The 17,450-nt window shown below is 59.4% G+C and carries 13 protein-coding genes; 5 read left to right on the top strand and 8 right to left on the bottom strand.

Annotated elements, in window-relative coordinates; genetic code table 11:
• Positions 1–440 precede the first annotated feature (440 nt).
• The 3 genes from Q8R10_RS09350 to Q8R10_RS09340 all read left to right on the top strand — a co-directional run bounded on the left by Q8R10_RS09350 (position 441) and on the right by Q8R10_RS09340 (position 2,728).
• The gene (locus Q8R10_RS09350; RefSeq protein ID WP_305653133.1) at positions 441–782 is read left to right on the top strand and encodes a cysteine peptidase family C39 domain-containing protein; all 342 of its coding nucleotides are present in this window, start codon (positions 441–443) and stop codon (positions 780–782) included.
• 258 nt (positions 783–1,040) lie between these two features.
• Positions 1,041–2,279 carry a hypothetical protein gene (locus Q8R10_RS09345; RefSeq protein ID WP_305653131.1) on the top strand — a complete coding sequence of 413 codons (1,239 nt, stop codon included), beginning with the start codon at positions 1,041–1,043 and terminating at the stop codon, positions 2,277–2,279.
• 11 nt (positions 2,280–2,290) lie between these two features.
• On the top strand, positions 2,291–2,728 hold the full coding sequence (locus Q8R10_RS09340; protein ID WP_305653130.1) for a phosphate ABC transporter substrate-binding protein: 438 nt from the start codon (positions 2,291–2,293) through the stop codon (positions 2,726–2,728).
• A 17-nt stretch (positions 2,729–2,745) separates the two neighbouring features.
• Here the strand turns inward: Q8R10_RS09340 and Q8R10_RS09335 are convergent, their stop codons facing one another.
• The 6 genes from Q8R10_RS09335 to Q8R10_RS09310 form a co-directional block, all read right to left on the bottom strand.
• Complete coding sequence (locus Q8R10_RS09335) at positions 2,746–5,103, bottom strand: bifunctional diguanylate cyclase/phosphodiesterase (protein WP_305653128.1); 2,358 nt, start codon at positions 5,101–5,103, stop codon at positions 2,746–2,748.
• 527 nt (positions 5,104–5,630) lie between these two features.
• Positions 5,631–8,114, bottom strand: coding sequence for a glycerol-3-phosphate 1-O-acyltransferase PlsB (plsB, locus tag Q8R10_RS09330; protein ID WP_305653126.1), 2,484 nt, complete (start codon positions 8,112–8,114; stop codon positions 5,631–5,633).
• A 114-nt stretch (positions 8,115–8,228) separates the two neighbouring features.
• Positions 8,229–8,600, bottom strand: coding sequence for a hypothetical protein (locus Q8R10_RS09325; RefSeq protein WP_305653124.1), 372 nt, complete (start codon positions 8,598–8,600; stop codon positions 8,229–8,231).
• 152 nt (positions 8,601–8,752) lie between these two features.
• Positions 8,753–9,562 carry a putative RNA methyltransferase gene (locus Q8R10_RS09320; RefSeq protein WP_305653122.1) on the bottom strand — a complete coding sequence of 270 codons (810 nt, stop codon included), beginning with the start codon at positions 9,560–9,562 and terminating at the stop codon, positions 8,753–8,755.
• Between the two features lie 2 nt (positions 9,563–9,564).
• Complete coding sequence (gene dapE / locus Q8R10_RS09315; RefSeq protein ID WP_305653120.1) at positions 9,565–10,716, bottom strand: succinyl-diaminopimelate desuccinylase; 1,152 nt, start codon at positions 10,714–10,716, stop codon at positions 9,565–9,567.
• Positions 10,717–10,813: 97 nt separating this feature from the next.
• Entirely contained in the window at positions 10,814–13,411 is a 2,598-nt protein-coding gene (locus Q8R10_RS09310; RefSeq protein WP_305653118.1) for a glycosyltransferase, read from the bottom strand.
• A 593-nt stretch (positions 13,412–14,004) separates the two neighbouring features.
• Between Q8R10_RS09310 and tcdA the strand changes: the two genes are divergently transcribed.
• Together tcdA and Q8R10_RS09300 are read left to right on the top strand one after the other, a co-directional pair.
• Positions 14,005–14,805, top strand: coding sequence for a tRNA cyclic N6-threonylcarbamoyladenosine(37) synthase TcdA (gene tcdA / locus Q8R10_RS09305; RefSeq protein ID WP_305653116.1), 801 nt, complete (start codon positions 14,005–14,007; stop codon positions 14,803–14,805).
• Positions 14,806–14,926: 121 nt separating this feature from the next.
• Complete coding sequence (locus tag Q8R10_RS09300; protein WP_305653114.1) at positions 14,927–15,766, top strand: ABC transporter substrate-binding protein; 840 nt, start codon at positions 14,927–14,929, stop codon at positions 15,764–15,766.
• A gap of 11 nt (positions 15,767–15,777) precedes the next feature.
• Here the strand turns inward: Q8R10_RS09300 and Q8R10_RS09295 are convergent, their stop codons facing one another.
• Together Q8R10_RS09295 and Q8R10_RS09290 are read right to left on the bottom strand one after the other, a co-directional pair.
• Positions 15,778–16,191: a SufE family protein gene (locus tag Q8R10_RS09295; protein ID WP_305653112.1), complete on the bottom strand. Its 414-nt coding sequence runs from the start codon at positions 16,189–16,191 to the stop codon at positions 15,778–15,780.
• 10 nt (positions 16,192–16,201) lie between these two features.
• The gene (locus tag Q8R10_RS09290) at positions 16,202–17,407 is read right to left on the bottom strand and encodes an aminotransferase class V-fold PLP-dependent enzyme (protein ID WP_305653110.1); all 1,206 of its coding nucleotides are present in this window, start codon (positions 17,405–17,407) and stop codon (positions 16,202–16,204) included.
• Positions 17,408–17,450: the final 43 nt, after the last annotated feature.

Genomic DNA, 17,450 nt, shown 5'->3' with positions numbered 1-17,450 from the left:
CATTTTCTTTAAGACTAAAAGCGATAAGGGTTTCAATCGTGCCCAGCTTGCTCATGCGCGCCAGCCGAGCGCTTGCGCCGCAAGACGGTTGCCGGCGGATGATTGAATGGGCTGCGGGTGCGTATGCGCGTAATAGCCCGGATTTGACCGAGAAGGCGAGCAGGCGAGCAGGCAAGCGTGCATGGCTTTGTCATCGAGCTAATGCCCTGCTTGCTCGAAGCCATGCGCCGCATCACCTTTTTGAGAGGGTGCCTTGACCGCGAGGGAGCAAGGCGTTTAGTTTGCGCGGCACATGTTATTGATACGATTTAGTTATTAGGCAAGGGATAGCCTGCACGTCGATGTTCTCCCTTGCCTGACTCGCTGTCATGTTCGCCTGTTAATGCTATTTGGCGAATCATCGGTCGGCGGCTATGGATGCTGTAAAAGAAGGGACTCTAATGCACGACGAACACCCAGAATCGGCTATTCAAGCTGAGGCTGACACGGGCCTTGCCTGCCTGGTCATGCTTGCCCGCTTTCATAACGTGGCGGCCTCGCCCGAGCAGCTCACCCACGAATACCTCGACAACGGCCGGCAGTTTGCCAAGCCTGAATTGTTGTTGGCGGCCAAGCAGCTTGGCCTAAAAGCCAAGTTTGTGCGCGGCAAGGTCGAGCGCCTGGAACACACCCCACTTCCTGCGATTGTCGCCAGCCATGACGGTCGCTTTTTTATTATTGCCCGCCTGGACGACGGCAAAGCCCTGATCCACGACCCACTGGTGAGCGCCCAGAAGTGCTGAGCTTCGAGGAGTTGCAGGCGCGCTGGACGGGCGAGTTGGTGGAGCCTGGCTTGGAGGATCAGATCCATATATCCCTTTGTTTATTCCCGAGCGCGTAAGGGCGTCTACAATTTCTTTTATGCAATCCAGTTGTTCTTGCGCATTACAAAACATAGACACAAGTGGCCGCAGGCTTTCCTGCCAATTCGCTAGTTTTAACCTAGGGACCGCGCGCTAAGACGCCCGGCGCGTCTGTTTGCCTGATGAGGTCGCAATCGAATGGTACCCAAACTTAACCTGGTGGCCTTGGCTGTGATGGCGTTGTATACCGCTATCGCTAGCGCCGATGAGCCGGGCACGTCGATATTTTCACTGAGAAGCTTTGGCACTCTGGGCATTGTTCATTCCAGCGAGAGTAAAGCTGACTATTCCCCCAGTTTTTTCAAGCCCAATGGCCCAGGTTACTCCCGTAGTTGGAGCGCAGACGTCGACAGTTTGATCGGCGTCCAGGTCACCGGCAATTTCACCCCGCAGCTCTCAGCTGTGCTGCAGGTCATCTCGGAACAACGCTACGACAACAGTTACAGCCCTTATGTCGAATGGGCGAATATCAAATATCAGTTCACTCCGGATTTTAGTGCGCGTATTGGTCGCACCGTACTGCCGGCATTTCTGAACTCCGATAGTCGAAAAGTGGGTTATACGACTGCGTGGGTGCGTCCCCCGACCGAGGTTTATAGCCTGGTGCCGGTCAGCAACCTCGACGGCATGGACCTCAGCTACAGGTTCTACGTCGGTGAGCTGAGCAATACCGTGCAGGGCAACTACGGCCAGAGTGACAGTCGGCTGCCCGGGAACGCGGGCAAGGCCCTGGCCAGGGAGCTGTGGGGGATTGCCAACACGACCCAGTACGGAGCCTTCACCACACACTTCGCCTACCAAAAAGGACTGGTTAGCGTAGAACCGCTCAACGCCTTTTTCGATTTTTTCAGATACTTCGGTGCAGAAGGAAACGCCCTAGCGGACCGCTACGATCCCAAACTTGAACCCATTGAGTTCATTGGGGTGGGTGCCAGTTATGACCCGGGCGAGTGGTTCCTTATGAGCGAATGGGGGCGAAACGCCTTTCGTTCGGGTTTAATTGCGCGCAGCGGCTGGTATGTCAGTGGCGGGTATCGGCTTGACGCTTTCACACCCTATGTGACCTTTGCCCGCTCTAGGGCGGAGAGTGAATCCTCGACCGCGGGGTTGACGGCGTCCGCACTGCCTCCCTTCCTGGCCGGGGCCGCAACGAGTCTCAATGGCGCGCTCAACTCCATTTTGCAATCAAACGCCGGGCAACAAACCCTTTCCGTTGGCGTGCGTTGGGATTTCACAAAAAACATGGATGCCAAGCTGCAATTTGACCACACGCGCCTGGACACTGGAGCAACCGGTCGATTGATCAATGCCCAGCCGGACTTCGAACCGGGAGGCTCGTTCAACATACTCAGCCTCGCTGTCGATTTTGTATTCTGATGGGGCTGCTCATGGCTTGTGTGAAGCGCGCCGCAGTGACCGTGATTGGCTTCGCGCTGTGCATCTGCACCGCTGCCACTATGGCTGACATCGTGGCAGTCGTGCCCACCGCCAGCCCGGTGCAAACACTCAGCAACAATCAGGTGGCCGATATCTTTTTGGGGAAAACGAGTCGTTTTCCCACTGGAGGACACGCCATACCCATCGACCAGGTGGAAGATTCACCTCAGCGCGATGCGTTTTACATGAAGTTCACCGGCAAGTCGGCCGCACAGCTCAAGGCACATTGGTTGAAAATTATTTTCACCGGCAGGGGGCAGCCGCCACGCGCTGTTTCAAATAGCGCTGAAGTGAAAAAACTTGTCGCGCAGAACCCCAATGCCATCGGCTATATCGACAGTAAAGATGTGGATGACAGTGTCAGGGTCCTTACCGCAGACACCCCCTGAGTATTAGTGTTGGCCCCTCAGTTACTGCTGTCTGCAACCACTGCTTGGGCCTGTAATAGCGCCTCGAACTGATCTGCGGGTATCGGTTTATTAAAATAATAGCCCTGGAATTTGTCACACGTGTTATTGCGAAGAAAGTCGGCCTGTTCTCTTGTTTCCACACCCTGCGCAACCACTGTCAGACTGAGCGTCCTGCTCATCGCGATAATCGCGTCGGTCAATGCCCGGTCTTCCACAGCACTGGTAATGTCGCGGATAAATGAACGATCAATCTTGATGGAGTCGAGCGGAAAATGTTTGAGTGTGGATAGCGAAGAATAGCCGATGCCGAAATCATCGATGGCAATCTGGACATTCAGTCGTTTAAGTCCGGTCAGTACCCGCATAGCTCTTTTGATATCTTGCATCAGCATGCTTTCGGCGATTTCCAGTTCCAGCAGGTTCGCTGGCATACCTGTTTCTTCCAATATCGAGGACAGGTCCGTTAACAAGTGCTCGTCAGCGAACTGACGCTCGGAAAGGTTTACCGCCATACTCAAAACCGGTAACCCCTGCTGTTGCCAAGCCACATTCTGCAGGCAAGCTGTCTTGAGTACCCATTTGCCGATCAGCACGATCAAGCCGGTTTCTTCTGCCACAGGGATAAACTGCATGGGGGCTACTTGGCCCAGGTCGGGATGTTCCCAGCGCAACAGCGCCTCCACCCCGGTAATCCGACCGCTGCGTATATCTTGCTTAGCCTGATAATGAAGCTGGAATTCCTGATGCTCCAAGGCGTGCCGCAGACTTAACTCCAGCGTCAGCCTTTCAAGCGATTTTGCGTTCAGTTCTTCGGAGTAGAACTGGAAGTTGTTTTTACCTTGTTGCTTGGCCTGATACATCGCGATATCGGCGTTTTTCTTCAGGGTCTGCTCGTCCAGACCATCTTGCGGATAAAGGCTGATGCCGATACTGGCGGTCACCCGAAACTCTTGCCCCCGCAGGTTGAATGACTTGGCGACGGCGGAGAGGATTTTCTGGGCGGCTGTCGCCGCATATTTGTTCTCGGACAGCTCCGGCAGCAGCACCACGAATTCATCGCCACCCAAACGAGCAACGGTATCGCTATCGCGCAGACAGGACTGCAGTCGGGTGGCGACTTCTTGTAGCAACTGGTCTCCCGCTTCATGCCCAAGCGTATCGTTGATGTGTTTGAAGCGATCAAGGTCAAGAAACAGTACCGCCAGTTGCCGATGATAGCGTTGCGCTTCACTGATGCTCTGGCTCAATAGATTGCTGAACAGACTGCGATTGGGCAGCGACGTGAGGCCATCGTGATAAGCAAGATATTCGACGCTTTGCGCATAGGCGACCTTGGCTTGGGCAGCGCGCAAGCGGCTTTGCGCCAGTTGCCAGCTCATGCGGCTGAGCAGCCCGACCAAGAGCACCAACAGCAGACTACCGCCCGCTGCCCGCCACAGATAGTTATGGGCTTGCCGGACAACCGGAGCGAGCCGTTCTTCTGCGGATAACCCGACAATCACCGCCAAGGGGGCATCGTAGAGTTGCCGTGCGCTGGTATAACGCTGCACGCCGTCCCAGCCATTGACCGAGAGCACGGCTTGGGCGTCCTCGGTATCAGGCACCTGCGCAGCGTAATCAACCACATCGCCGGCAAAAATCGCTTCCCCGGTGCGCCGGACCCGGAATACGCCATCGGTTCCCAATATACCGAGTACCCCGTGCTCACCCAATTTCGAGCTGTCATAGCTGCTGACGAAGTAAGCCGCATCGACCTCGACCATCACCATGCCGGAGAGTGGGCCGTCCGAGGCGCCGAGTCGGCGACTAAAGCGCAGCCGCCACTCTCCCGTGACGGGGCTTTTCCACGCGCGACTGACCCAGAGTCCATCGTTGTGCTGCAGCCCCTGAAGATCATCTTGATCGGCACTATTGCCCACCTCGTTCGCGCGCGTGCTTGCCATGATCGCGCCGTTGGCGTCGGCAACACTGACGTCAAACAACAACGCCGGTGGCAACAGCGCTCTATCCTGCAGCTTCGGCAGCGGGTTTCGCTCGCCCTTGAGCTCATAGGTGTATTTAACGAGTTTGAGTGTTTGATCAATCTCACGCATGGCCCGCAAGATCTGCGCTTCGTACGTTGAGCCTATTTCCAAGCTCGCCGCCGCCACGGTGCGTTCTGCGCGCACATGCTCAACCTTGATGAGGTACAGGGCTGCCGCCCAGATACCCAGCAGTAGGAGCACTGCCAGCAAGGGAAGTAGAATGTAGGCTTCTTTTACGTGGTCAAAAAAACGCCGAAAGAGGCTGCTAGGTGCATCGGGAAGGGGGGGCGTTGGGGCCGCCACCCGACCCTCTGCCCGGTAGCTCGACATAACATGCCCCTTGAGTGGTTCCAAATATGTAAGTCCATGGAATATGACAGGTCTGCCTGATGCCCACGCGTGACTGGAGGATCATGGCGCATGTGAGAACTATAGCTCCAGCTCTTGCCAGCGAGCCGCGCATAAAGCATTTATTCGCCCTTGATCGGCAGTTCCAGGTTAATGGGAAAAGGGGACGCCCATTAGCCGGCCATACGTCAAGAACCAAAGCCACCCAGCCCTGCTTTTTCAGAGCAGGGTGCTCCCTTAGCTAAACCCGATGTTCGATGTTGTGAGCAGATTCTCGCCAGCGATGGTTTGGCCCTGAACGATGCGCAAGTGACTAACCTGGTTAACGCCATGGCCGCTTTCGCACCGCCTGCTCCGGGGCAAACCAGTCTGTCGTCGGACTACCATGCGGCATTGGATAGCGTGATTGCCGCCAACTGGCAATAAGTAGTACCTGCACAAACAAAGAGGCCCATCAATTGATGGGCCTCTTTGTTTGTGCAGATTTTTTGCGGGAAGCTTGCTGGGTTTTACGGCTCGGCGGTTTCGTCGTTATGGTCGAGGGCGACTTGGCGGATCGACAGGCGGATTTCGGCCGGCAGCACCCGTTTGGCGGCGCCTTCGGCGAGGTCGCCGAGCAGCTCGTGGTAGCTGAGCTTGCCGGCTTCGTCCTGGCGCAGTACGCCTTCATCCAGGAGGGTCTGGATGAAGTGGCGGAACAGGCTCTTGTCGAAGAATTCCGGGGCATTCAGGCCATGCAGAATTGACAGGCGCTGGGCCATGACGGTGCAGAGGTCTTCCAATTGTTCGGCGCTCAGGGCGTTTTGTCCGGCGTTGAGCACCAGGGCAATGGCCATGTAGAAGCGCTGCAGGGTCTGGGCGATGGCCCGCGACAGCAGGGTCAGCAGCACAAACTGCCGCGAGCTTGGCGCCGGGCGCAGGAACACGCCGTCTTCAAAGCGCAGCAGCCCTTGCTCGACAAAAGCCGCCAGCCATTGGTCGATCACGCCGTCCAACTCGTCCAGGCTCCAGCGGATAAACAACTCCGACTGCAGGTAGGGGTAGAGCGCGCGGGTGTAGCGCAAGATTTGCTCGCGGCTGATCCGCGCGTTGCTCTGGAAGAAGCTCGCCAGCAGCGCCGGCAGGGCGAAGATGTGCAGCACGTTGTTGCGGTAATAGGTCATCAGGACGGCGTTGTTTTCGTCCAGATAGAGAATCTTGCCGAGTGCATCTTTCTGCGCGGCCAGTAGGTCCATGCTTTGCACGTATTCGATCAGGGCCTGGCCGTCGCCCTCCGGCAAGGTGGTGTGCGGCGAGTAGGGCACGCTGCGCAGTAAGGCCAGGTAGAGGTCGAGTACCCGCGCCAGGGCTTTCTCATCCAGCGCCAGTTTGCTGGTGGACAGCAAGGCCAGTGCCACTAAGTTGACCGGGTTAACCGCCGCCGCCTCGTTGAGGTGGCGGGCGATGCGTTCGGCCAGGTGATTGGCGGTGTCGTTCAGCCAGCTCGGCCGATACTGCGGCGCCAACTGCTGGCTGCGCCAGTCGGGTTGCTCGCTGTCGAGAAACTCGGCCAGTTTCAGTGGCTCGCCGAAGTTGACCCAGACGCTGCCGAAACGCTGCTTACGGATGGCGTTGATGACCTTGAAGATGTCGAAGATCGACTCTTTCTTCTTGCTCGCGCCGCGCAGTTCGCCGAGATAGGTGCGACCTTCCAGCACCCGCTCGTAACCGATATACACCGGCACGAACACGATCGGCAGGCGGTTGGAGCGCAAGAAGCTGCGCAGGGTAATCGCCAGCATGCCGGTTTTTGGTTGCAACATGCGCCCGGTACGCGAGCGTCCGCCTTCGACGAAGTACTCCACCGGGAAACCCCGGCTGAACAGGGTGTGCAGGTATTCGTTGAACACCGAGGTGTACAGCGGGTTGCCCTTGAAGGTACGGCGCATAAAGAACGCCCCGGCCCGGCGCAGCAGGCTGCCGATCACCGGCATATTAAGGTTGATGCCGGCGGCGATATGCGGCGGGGTCAGGCCGTTGCGAAACAACAAATAAGACAGCAGCAGGTAGTCGATATGGCTGCGGTGGCAGGGCACATAGATCACCTCATGGCCGTGGGCGGCCTCTTGCACCGCCTCGATATGGTTGACCTTGATGCCGTCGTAAATCTTGTTCCAGAACCAGCTGAGCACCACTTCGAGAAAACGGATGGCGGTGTAGGCGTAGTCCGAGGCGATCTCGTTGCCGTAGCGCAGGGCTTGTGCCTCGACTTTTTCGATCGAGGTCTTGTTGCGTTCGGCTTCGTCGAGAATCGCCTGATGCACCTGGGGGCCGTGGATCAGGCCCTTGACCAAATTGCGCCGGTGAGAAATATCCGGGCCGATGACCGCGGCTTTTTGGTTGCGAAAGTGTACCCGCAGCAAGCGATGGACCATCCGCTGGGTGCGTTCCTGGCCTTTATCTTGGGCGATCAGCTCGCGCAGCTGGATCGGCGCCGAGAACTGTACGCGGGTCTTGCGCCCGAGCATCAAAATGCTCAGGAATTTGCGCAGCCGTCCGGTAACCGCCCAGCTGTCGGCAAACAGCAGTTTCCAGGGACTCGACTCGCTGGCCGGCGACTGCCCCCAGAACACGCTGACCGGGACTATTTGTGCGTCCAGTTCGGCGTCGGCATTCAGGGTGTTGAGCAGCCGCACCAGGGTCGGCGAGGCGCCGCGCTTGTCCTGACCGCCTAACCAGCCGGCTTCCGGGGTCAGGTAGAAGAACGCGCTCGGCTCATCCAGCTTGCCGACACTTACGGGCAGAATCGGCCGTGGCAGCCCGGCTTTGCGGCATTCGCTGTCGACCACCGCCAAATCGCTGATCGATGGCAGTTGCAGCACATAAAACACCGGCTTGCTGTGGTCGAGCTTGAGGGTGAAAGCCGATTGATTGATGGTTTCCGAGCGCACCCAGAGATACAGCAAGCGGTGCAGGGCGCCAAACACCAGACGGCGGAGCGGGGAACGAGTCATACGAAGTCTGCTAATAGTCGGTAAAACGAGCAATTGCTCGGGAGGGGCGTTAGTGTGGCTGATCGCAGGTCTAACGGCAAAAAACCGCAAACTTGCGACAAGCTGTAGGCAGTTTCAGGCGGTGTGCCAGGTGATTTCTTCGACGCCATCGGTGCTGATGCGCATCCAGCGATCGGCTTGTTCGTCGCTTTCTTCTTCTTGCCAGCTACCCGGGGCGCAGCGGATTTCCACCTTGAGGGCGGCAAACGCCGCCTGGGCGCATTCGAGGTCATCGGCCCAAGGTGTGGCGTTGCTGTTGAGCAGCAGACTGTGCCATTTGCCCACGGCTTTGGGCAGCCAGGTGACGGCGATGTTGCCGGTTTTGCACTGGTAGGTCTGGCCTTTTTTCTGCCACTCGGTGCACGGCCCGATGGCTTCGGTGAGCCAGGCGGCAATGGCCTGGTGCTCGGCGTCTTTCAGGTAAATCTCGATATCAGGTTGGCGCATGCTGATGTTCCATAAGTGGGGAGTGGGCAGTGGGAAAGTGGATAGTGGGAAGTGGGGTGCTCTTGACTGATATTTGCGGGGTTTTGGTTTTCGTCAGAGCAAAAGCCGACCTTCGCACAAACGCTGAACCCCCACTCCCTACTCCCCACTATCTACTTCTCAATGAGCTGAAACCAATCGTAGCGGATCGATACGGTGACTTCTAAGTCCTGCTCGATTACCGCGTTGCGCTTTTCGACGCTGGCGCGCCAGCCGTGGGGGGTCATGGACAGCAGGTCGGTGCGGGCTTGGGCGGTTTCTAGCTTGAGCTTGAAGCTCAGGGTTTCGCTGTGGGCCAGCTGCATGCCGTTGGGCACCAGGGCCAGGTGCTTCTGGTCGTCGTATTCGCGGACTTCGTCATAGAGTTGCTGACGCAGTTCGTACAGATGCTCGCGGGTCGGGCCCATGCGCAGTAAGCCGCCACCGGGAGCCAGCAGGCGCTTGGCTTCTTGCCAGTCGAGCGGGCTGAACACGCTGGCCAGCAGCTGACAACTGGCATCGGCCAAGGGCACGCGGGCCATGCTGGCCACCAGCCAGGTTAGCTGAGGTGAGCGTTTACAGGCTTGTTTGACCGCCTCGCGGGAGATGTCCAGGGCATAGCCGTCGGCAGCCGGCAGGGCATCGGCGAGCCGCTGGGTGTAGTAACCCTCGCCGCAGCCAATATCCAGCCAGCGCGCGGGCGCATAACTGGCGGCCAGTTCGGCCAGACGCTTGGCCAGTGGCGCATAGTGCCCGCCGTCGAGAAAACGCCGGCGGGCCTCGACCATGGCGGCATTGTCGCCGGGTTCGCGGCTGTTCTTGTGCTGCACCGGCAGCAGGTTCAGATAGCCCTGACGGGCGCGGTCGAAGCTGTGTTTGGCCGGGCAGACGACGCCGTTAGCGACGACGCTGAGGGGCTCTGAGCAGATCGGACAAATCAGCATGCTTAAGCCAGCAGCCGCACGAGCGTCTGATAGTAAATCTCGGTCAGCACTTCGAGGTCGCTGGCCAATACCCGTTCGTTAACCTGGTGGATGGTGGCGTTGACTGGCCCCAGCTCGACTACTTGGGTGCCCATGGTGGCGATAAAACGCCCGTCCGAGGTGCCGCCACTGGTGGAGGCTACTGTGTCGCGGCCGGTGACGCTCTTGATGCTGCTCGATACCGCGTCCAGCAAAGCGCCGGGCTCGGTCAGAAACGGCATGCCGGACAAGGCCCAGTCGATATGCCAGTCCAGACCATGCTTGTCGAGAATGGCCGCGACTCGCTCTTGCAAGTCCTCAACCGTCGATTCGGTAGAGAAACGGAAGTTGAAGATGGCCTTGAGTTCACCGGGAATCACGTTGGTGGCGCCGGTGCCGGAGTTCAGATTGGAAATCTGGAAACTGGTCGGCGGGAAGAAGGCGTTGCCGGCGTCCCAGTGCTGCGCAGCCAGCTCAGTCAGCGCCGGGGTGGCCAGATGAATCGGGTTCTTGGCCAGCTGCGGATAGGCCACGTGGCCTTGCAGGCCGCGCACCGTTAGGGTGGCGCCAAGCGAGCCGCGCCGACCATTTTTGACCATGTCGCCGATCAGGGTGGTGCTCGAAGGTTCGCCGACGATGCACCAGTCCAAGCGCTGGTTACGGGCTTTCAGGCGTTCGACCACGGCTTTGGTGCCGTGGTGGGCCGGGCCTTCTTCGTCGCTGGTGATCAAAAAGGCGATGGCGCCCTTGTGGTTAGGATACTCAGCTACAAAGCGCTCAACGGCGATGATCATCGACGCCAGACTGCCTTTCATGTCCGCCGCGCCACGCCCGCAAAGCATGCCTTGCTCGTCGATCAGCACGTCGAACGGCTGATATTGCCAAGCCTCTAGTGGGCCGGTGGGCACCACGTCGGTGTGGCCGGCAAAGCACAGTACCGGGCCGTCGCCGCCATGCAGGGCCCAGAAGTTGTCGACGTCCTCGATGCGCATCGGCTCTACGGCAAAACCCAGCGCCTCCAGGCGCCGGATCATCAGCGCCTGACAGTCGGCATCCAGCGGGGTGACCGAAGGGCGGCTGATCAGCTCGCAGGCAAGCGCCAGGGTCGGCGAAAGAGTAGGGGACTGGGCAGTCATGGCGGCTCCGCAGGGGTGTGGCGAAAAGGGCGTCATCATAAAGCAAAACGGCGACCTCTTCAGGCCGCCGTTTCGATTGTTGCGCTGAGCTGGCGGGTTACGCCTGCTGCTCATCCGCTTGCGGTGCTGCGACTGCCGGTGGTGGCATTGACGACAGCAGCGCCATCACCAATGCCGCCAAGTATGGCAGTGATTGCACCACGAGCATGGCCACCCAGAACTGTACATCCGCGCTCGGCAAGCCTTGCACTATGCCAATGCCAATCGCCGCGCCCCAGAGCAGCAGCATGATGAAGACTTCTTCACGCGCCTCCGCCATGGCCACCATAAAGCCGTGTTTAGAGGCCATTTTCGGCGTGCGGAAGAACGGAATGGTGGTGGTGCAAAAGCCATACAGCACCGCTTTGGCAATCGTGTAAGACAGCGCCAAGCCAGCAATGGCCGCCGCGCACGCTTGGCCCATGCTAACGCCAACGGTGCGCCGGTAGAGGAACAAGATCTTGCCCAGCTTGAACACAAACAGCGCCAAGGGTGGAATGGCGAAAATCAGCAGCGGTGGATCGACTTGTTTCGGCACGATAATCATCGCCGCCGACCACAGCAGCGCACCAATGGTGAAGAAGATATTCAGGCCATCGGCAATCCACGGCAACCAGCCCGCCACGAAGTGGTAACGCTGACCGCGGGTCAATTGCGTGTCTTTGCCGCGCAGCAGGCTGGCGGAGTGGCGCTTGATAATCTGGATGGCGCCGTAAGCCCAGCGGAAACGTTGCTTTTTGAAGTCAATAAAGGTGTCGGGCATTACGCCTTGACCGTAGCTGTCTTCAAAGTAGGCGGCCGATAAGCCCTTCTGGAATACCCGCAGACCCAGTTCGGCGTCTTCACAGATGCACCAGTCGGCCCATTTCAGCTCATCAAGCACCGAACGGCGGGTCATGGTCATGGTGCCGTGCTGAATGATCGCGTCGCGGTCGTTACGGGTGACCATGCCGATGTGGAAGAAGCCCTTGTATTCGGCGTAGCAGAGCTTCTTGAAGCGGCTTTCATTACCGTCGCGATAGTCTTGCGGCGATTGCACCACGGCAATTTTCGGGTCGGCAAAGTGCGGCACCATGTGCTTCAGCCAGTTCGGCTTGACACAGTAGTCCGAGTCGATCACCGCAATCACTTCGGCGTCTGGCGCGGTGCGTTCCAGGGCATAGTTCAGCGCACCGCCTTTAAAACCTTCCAAGGGTGCGACGTGGAAGAAGCGAAAGCGCGGGCCGAGGGTTGCGCAATAGGCCTCTACAGGCTCCCAAACGGCCGGGTCTTTGGTGTTGTTGTCGATGACCAGCACTTCATAGTCTGGATAATCCAGCGCGGCCAAGGCGTCGAGGGTGAGTTTGACCATTTCTGGCGGCTCGTTGTAGCAGGGCACGTGCACCGAGACTTTGGGCCGGTAGGCATTGTCCGTGGTGACCGGCAAAAATGGCCGACGTCGGGCGTGCAGCCATACCGATTCGGCCAGCTCATGGGCCTCCGTCAGCAGCACAATAAATACTCCCAGTGCGCCGAGACCCAGCAGGCCGCCAACGACTAGGCTGAACCAGGTGCTGTATTGCTGGCTATAGTCGTAGCCGATCCAGACCATCGCCGAGCCGCCGGCAAAGGCCACCACGGTGAGGAAGGTGCGACCGCGTTGGCGCATGGCGCTGCCATCGATCAGCAGCAAGGCCAGGGCGAGCATGGCCAGCACTACCGAGCCAATCGCCAGGACGCGCCACTGTGGGATTGCCACGACCGGCCCTTCAAAGGCAAATTTTGGCTGGCGGGCTTCGTTGTAAACGCCCCAATAGGCGCCAACCGAACCTTCTTCGGTGGCTTTCCAGGGCTGGTCAAAGGCTTCGATGACGAAGTAGTTGTAGCCCTTGGCGTTCAGGGTGCTGACCAGGGTGCGCAGGTAAATCGCCTGATCGGCTGGGGAGGCATCGGCACCGCCGCGCATCCGGCCGTTGCTCGGCCAGCCAACTTCCGAGAGCAGCAGGGGTTTTTTCGGGAAGAGTTTTTTCAGGTCTTTGGCGCGCTCGAGCACGAAGGCAGTCGAGTCCTCCATCGGCACAAACTCCCAATACGGCAGGATGTGCGCGGCGATCAGGTCGACGTGCTTGGCCAGTTTCGGGTTTTCTTGCCAAACGTGCCATTGCTCAGAGGTGGTCACCGGCACTTTGACGGCCGCGCGGACCCGGTCAAGGTAGACGCTGAGTGCCTCGGGGGTAATCTCTTTGCGGAACAAGGCTTCGTTGCCGACCACTACGCGCACGACGCTACGTGAGTTATTGGCCAGTTCAATGACCTTGGCGACTTCGCGCTCGTTGCGCTCAAGGTCGAGGCCGATCCAGGCACCGACGGTCACGCGCAAACCAAACTCTTCGGCCAGGCGCGGGATGTTGGCCAGGCTGCCCTCTGTCGAGTAGGTACGAATGCTGTCGGTTTGCTTGCTCAGCAACTCCAGATCGGCTCGAATCTGTTCATCGTTGGGGTAGATGTTCTTTTGCGGGTTCTGATTCTGCTGGAACGGCGAGAATGAGAAGCCGGAAATTTGCTCGGGCCATTCCGGTGCGCTGACCGGCCGGTTGTAGAGCGCCCAGATACCGGTAAATAACGCCGCGATAGCGACGAAAATCACCAGGTTGAGTCCAAGTTTACGCGATGGCATATAGAGTCAAGGTTCCAAAGGGTGGAACGGGGCGTCAGGTCATGTGAAAACTACTGCGCTCGGTTATGCGGCGTTAAAAACAGGCTCAAAATGCTCATTTACAGCTTGTAAACTGCGCTTTTTCGCCTGTTTTGACTGCGCTTCGCTTGCCCTGCGGGCCAACCTGCGGCTGTTACTCCGCTTCGCTGCGTTGCGCCTTGCCTTCGCTCGCTACGTTTTCACATGACCTGACGTGCCGGCTGTTGCCGGTCGGCGCGCATCCTACCGCGACCTCTTAAGGCTGTATAGCTGTGGCCTGAGCCGGTGCGGTGCAGTTACGGATTGTCTGGGCTGTTGGTCTGCCAAACAGCGAATAAGTTCGCTGGGTGGATTTTGCCTGGCAATGCCTCGCCACATCTCAGTAGGCAGTTAAGCAGGCTTTGCCCGGTTGCTCTTGAGGCGCTGCGTACTGGCCGCCGTGGGTTGTGGGCTTGGGGCGGGCCGTTGCGGCTTGCAGCTAAAAGCAGGGGTTGTTCGGCGAGCGATTAACCGACTAATGGCGTGTTATTGCCTCGCTGGTCTCTATAATGCCGGCTGATTTTTGAGGGCTGGGCATGAGTATTGATGAACTGCGGTTTGCCGGAGTGGCGCGACTGTACGGCCGCGAAGGGGCAGAACGGCTGGCGGCGGCGCACGTGGCGGTGGTCGGGATTGGCGGTGTCGGCTCCTGGGTGGCCGAGGCGCTGGCGCGCTCCGGGGTGGGCGAGATCTCGCTGTTTGACCTGGATGATGTCTGCATCAGCAATACCAATCGGCAAATCCATGCGCTGACGGGCGCCGTCGGTCAGGCTAAAGTGACGGTGATGGCCGAGCGCCTGCGGGCGATTAATCCGGCCTGTGTGGTGCATGCGGTGGCGGATTTCGTTACCCGCGAGACCATGGCCGAGTACATCACGCCGAACCTCGATTGTGTGGTCGACTGTATCGACAGTGTGACGGCCAAGGCGGCGCTGATTGCCTGGTGCAAGCGCCGTAAGATTCAGATCATCGCCACCGGTGGTGCGGGCGGGCAGTTGGACCCGACGCAAATTCAGGTGGCCGATTTGAACAAAACCTTCAATGACCCGCTGGCATCCGCCGTGCGCTCAGAGCTGCGCCGTGAATACGGTTTTTCGCGCACCGCAGGCCGGCATTACAGCGTGCCTTGCGTGTTCTCCAGCGAACAACTGCGCTATCCCAAAGGCGACGGCAGTATCTGTCTGCAAAAGCGCTTTGAGGGGCAGGGCGTGCGACTCGACTGCGCCGGTGGCATGGGCGCGGTGATGATGGTCACCGCGAGCTTTGGCATGGTTGCCGCGGCGCGGGCGGTAGACAAGCTGGTGGCCGGCGCGCGGCGGCCATCTGAGCGCAGTTAATCTTGGGCTAGCCGCCAAGCGGTAATGAGTGGCAAGGTTTTTTGCCTAAGCTCAGAGCATGCGCTTGGCGTGTTGGATCGCGGGATTACCGCTGCGCATTTGTGCTGAAGAGGTGGAGGCGATGTTAGCGCTTACCGATCTGTTACTGCGTGCGATTAAACCAAGGCCATGGTTGCTGGCCTGTGTCGGGCTGAGCCTGAGTTTATTGGCGCAGTCCTCGGAGCAGCTTGACTCGCGGGCATCTGACCCGCAGCTGGTGTTGATTGGTACAGGCGAGTGGGCGCCCTACGTCGAGCAAGCCCGTGACGACGCCGGGCCTCTTGGCCGGCTGGTTAGTACGGTGTTCAATCGCGCCGGTTACCGCGTGCAGTATTTTTTTTACCCTTGGGCGCGGGACGTCTATTTGCTGCAAAAAGGCTCCATCGATGCGGTGATGCCCTATGTCTGCACGCCAGAGCGGGCGAGTTTTAGCCTGTGCAGTGAGCCACTGGTAAGGGCGCAGATGGCTATTTTTCATCGCCGCGACCAAGCCTTTGACTGGCGCGAGCTGAGGGATCTAGAGGCTTACTCGATCGCTTTGACTAAGGGTTATGCCTACGGTGCCGAGTTTGACCGTGCGCGCGCCGCCGGGCGTTTTAAGGTGCAGGCCGATAGCCGTGAAGACGCCGGCATGCGTTTGTTATTGGCTGGACGGGTTGACCTGCACCTGCAAGATCGCGCCGTCGGTTATGCCATGCTCAAACGCTCATTCAGCCCTGAGCAACAGCAGCAGCTGCTGGCTCACCCGCGCCCGGTTAGCCGTGAGACGTTGGACCTGTTGTTCCGTAAAGATCCGCGCGGGGAAAAATTGCGCCAAGTATTCGATGCGGGGCTGCAGCAGTTGCGTGATAACGGTGATTTGCAGCGCCTGCAAGAGGCCTTCGAGGCGGGAGATGGGGCTAGCTGGCAACCGGGGTTTTAGCGCGCTGTTACTTAGCTGCTGGTGGCCGTTAGCTCTTGCATCCTGCGCAGTACCGCCTGCAAGCCGTTACTGCGCGACGGCGAGAGCTGGCGGGTCAGGCCCAGTTGAGTAAACCAGTCGAGCAGGTTGACGTTAGCCAGCTCTGCACCGCTCAGGCCATTCACTCGTGCCAATAACACCGCCAGCAGGCCGCGCAGCAGGCGGGCCTCGCTGGCGGCGCGAAACTGCCAGTGCTGCTGATGCTGTTCGGCCAGCAACCACACCTGGCTTTCGCAACCCTGTACCAGATGCTCGCTGCTGCATTGCGCCGGCGTCAGTGGCTCGAGGCGCTCGCCCCACTGCATCAGCAGCCGTGCGCGGGCTTCCCAGCCGCTGGCGGCGCTAAAGGCGGCGAGGGCTTGTTCGGCGGCGGCGGGCAGGCTCATGGCGACAGGCTCATTGCAGCAACTCCAGGGCTTGATCGAGTGCGCTGAAAAAACGCGCCAGATCGTTGCCGTCATTGTACAAAGCCAGTGACACCCGCAGCGCGCCGCTGACTCCGAGGCTCGCCAGCAGGGGCATGGCGCAGTGCTGACCGGCGCGCACGGCAATCCCTTGTTCGGTCAGCAGTTGCGCCAGATCGCTGTGGTGCACGCCGGCGACGGTGAAGCAGGCCAGCGCCACCTGTGGCGTGCCGAGTAATTGAATTCCAGCGCGGGAGTTAAGGCCGTGAAGCAATTGCCGGTGCAGCGCCGCTTCATGGGCGGCCACAGCTATTGCATCCAAACCGCACAGGTAGCTCAGGCTGGCGCCCAGCCCCAGCACGGCGGCAATCGGCGGTGTACCGGCTTCAAAACCCAGGGGGGCAGGGCGAAAACTGGCCTGCTGATAGTCGCAGGCCTGCACCATCTCGCCGCCAAACTGCCAATGGCGCAGACGCTGCAACGCCTCGCCGCGGCCATAGAGCACGCCGAGGCCGTCCGGGCCGTAGAGCTTGTGGCTGGAGAACAGGTAAAAGTCGCAGCCCAGCGCCTGCATATCCGGCTGGCTGTGCACCGCACCTTGGGCGCCATCGACCACGGTCAGGGCGTCCTGGGCTTTGGCCAAGGCCAGCAACTCAGTCAGCGGCAACCAGCGGCCGAGCACATTGGACAGTTGGCTGATCGCCAGCAGCCGGCAGCGTGGGCCTATCAATTGCTGGGCGGCGACTAGGTCGATATCGCCGCTGGCATCCAGCGGTAGCACCAGCAGTTTCAGGTTGCGACGTTGTGCCAGCTGTTGCCAGGGCAGCAAGTTGGCGTGGTGTTCGAGGGCGCTGATGACGATTTCATCACCGGCCTGAAACTCGTGCTCCAGGCCATAGGTCAGCAGGTTCACCGCCTCGGTGCTGCCGCGGGTGAAGATGATCTGCTCGCTGCTACCGGCATTCAGCCAGCTGGCCAGCTGCTCGCGGACCTGCTCGAAGGCGCGGGTAGCCCGCTCGCCGGGCAAATGTTGGGCGCGATGCACATTGGCCGCGCCGCCTTGGTAATAGTCGCAGAGCGCCGCAATCATCGCCTGCGGTTTTTGCGCGGTGGCGGCGCTGTCCAGATAGGTTTGGCCCTCGCCGGCAAAGGCGGCGAGGGCTGGGAAATCAGAACGCCAAGGCGAGGTAAGTAGCATCGGAGGTTACCTTGGCGGTGCTTGTTGATGGGTATCGCTGCGC

It is taken from the genome of Pseudomonas sp., from assembly GCF_030698175.1.
Lineage (GTDB): Bacteria > Pseudomonadota > Gammaproteobacteria > Pseudomonadales > Pseudomonadaceae > Aquipseudomonas.
This window is presented reverse-complemented; position numbering and strand designations above follow the sequence as displayed.

Bases quoted from the DNA above. Each gene is read 5' to 3' on its own strand.
- Q8R10_RS09350 (WP_305653133.1), top strand. From the start codon at position 441: ATGCACGACGAACACCCAGAATCGGCTATTCAAGCTGAGGCTGACACG.
- Q8R10_RS09345 (WP_305653131.1), top strand. From the start codon at position 1,041: ATGGTACCCAAACTTAACCTGGTGGCCTTGGCTGTGATGGCGTTGTAT.
- Q8R10_RS09340 (WP_305653130.1), top strand. From the start codon at position 2,291: ATGGCTTGTGTGAAGCGCGCCGCAGTGACCGTGATTGGCTTCGCGCTG.
- Q8R10_RS09335 (WP_305653128.1), bottom strand. From the start codon at position 5,103: ATGTCGAGCTACCGGGCAGAGGGTCGGGTGGCGGCCCCAACGCCCCCC.
- plsB (WP_305653126.1), bottom strand. From the start codon at position 8,114: ATGACTCGTTCCCCGCTCCGCCGTCTGGTGTTTGGCGCCCTGCACCGC.
- Q8R10_RS09325 (WP_305653124.1), bottom strand. From the start codon at position 8,600: ATGCGCCAACCTGATATCGAGATTTACCTGAAAGACGCCGAGCACCAG.
- Q8R10_RS09320 (WP_305653122.1), bottom strand. From the start codon at position 9,562: ATGCTGATTTGTCCGATCTGCTCAGAGCCCCTCAGCGTCGTCGCTAAC.
- dapE (WP_305653120.1), bottom strand. From the start codon at position 10,716: ATGACTGCCCAGTCCCCTACTCTTTCGCCGACCCTGGCGCTTGCCTGC.
- Q8R10_RS09310 (WP_305653118.1), bottom strand. From the start codon at position 13,411: ATGCCATCGCGTAAACTTGGACTCAACCTGGTGATTTTCGTCGCTATC.
- tcdA (WP_305653116.1), top strand. From the start codon at position 14,005: ATGAGTATTGATGAACTGCGGTTTGCCGGAGTGGCGCGACTGTACGGC.
- Q8R10_RS09300 (WP_305653114.1), top strand. From the start codon at position 14,927: ATGTTAGCGCTTACCGATCTGTTACTGCGTGCGATTAAACCAAGGCCA.
- Q8R10_RS09295 (WP_305653112.1), bottom strand. From the start codon at position 16,191: ATGAGCCTGCCCGCCGCCGCCGAACAAGCCCTCGCCGCCTTTAGCGCC.
- Q8R10_RS09290 (WP_305653110.1), bottom strand. From the start codon at position 17,407: ATGCTACTTACCTCGCCTTGGCGTTCTGATTTCCCAGCCCTCGCCGCC.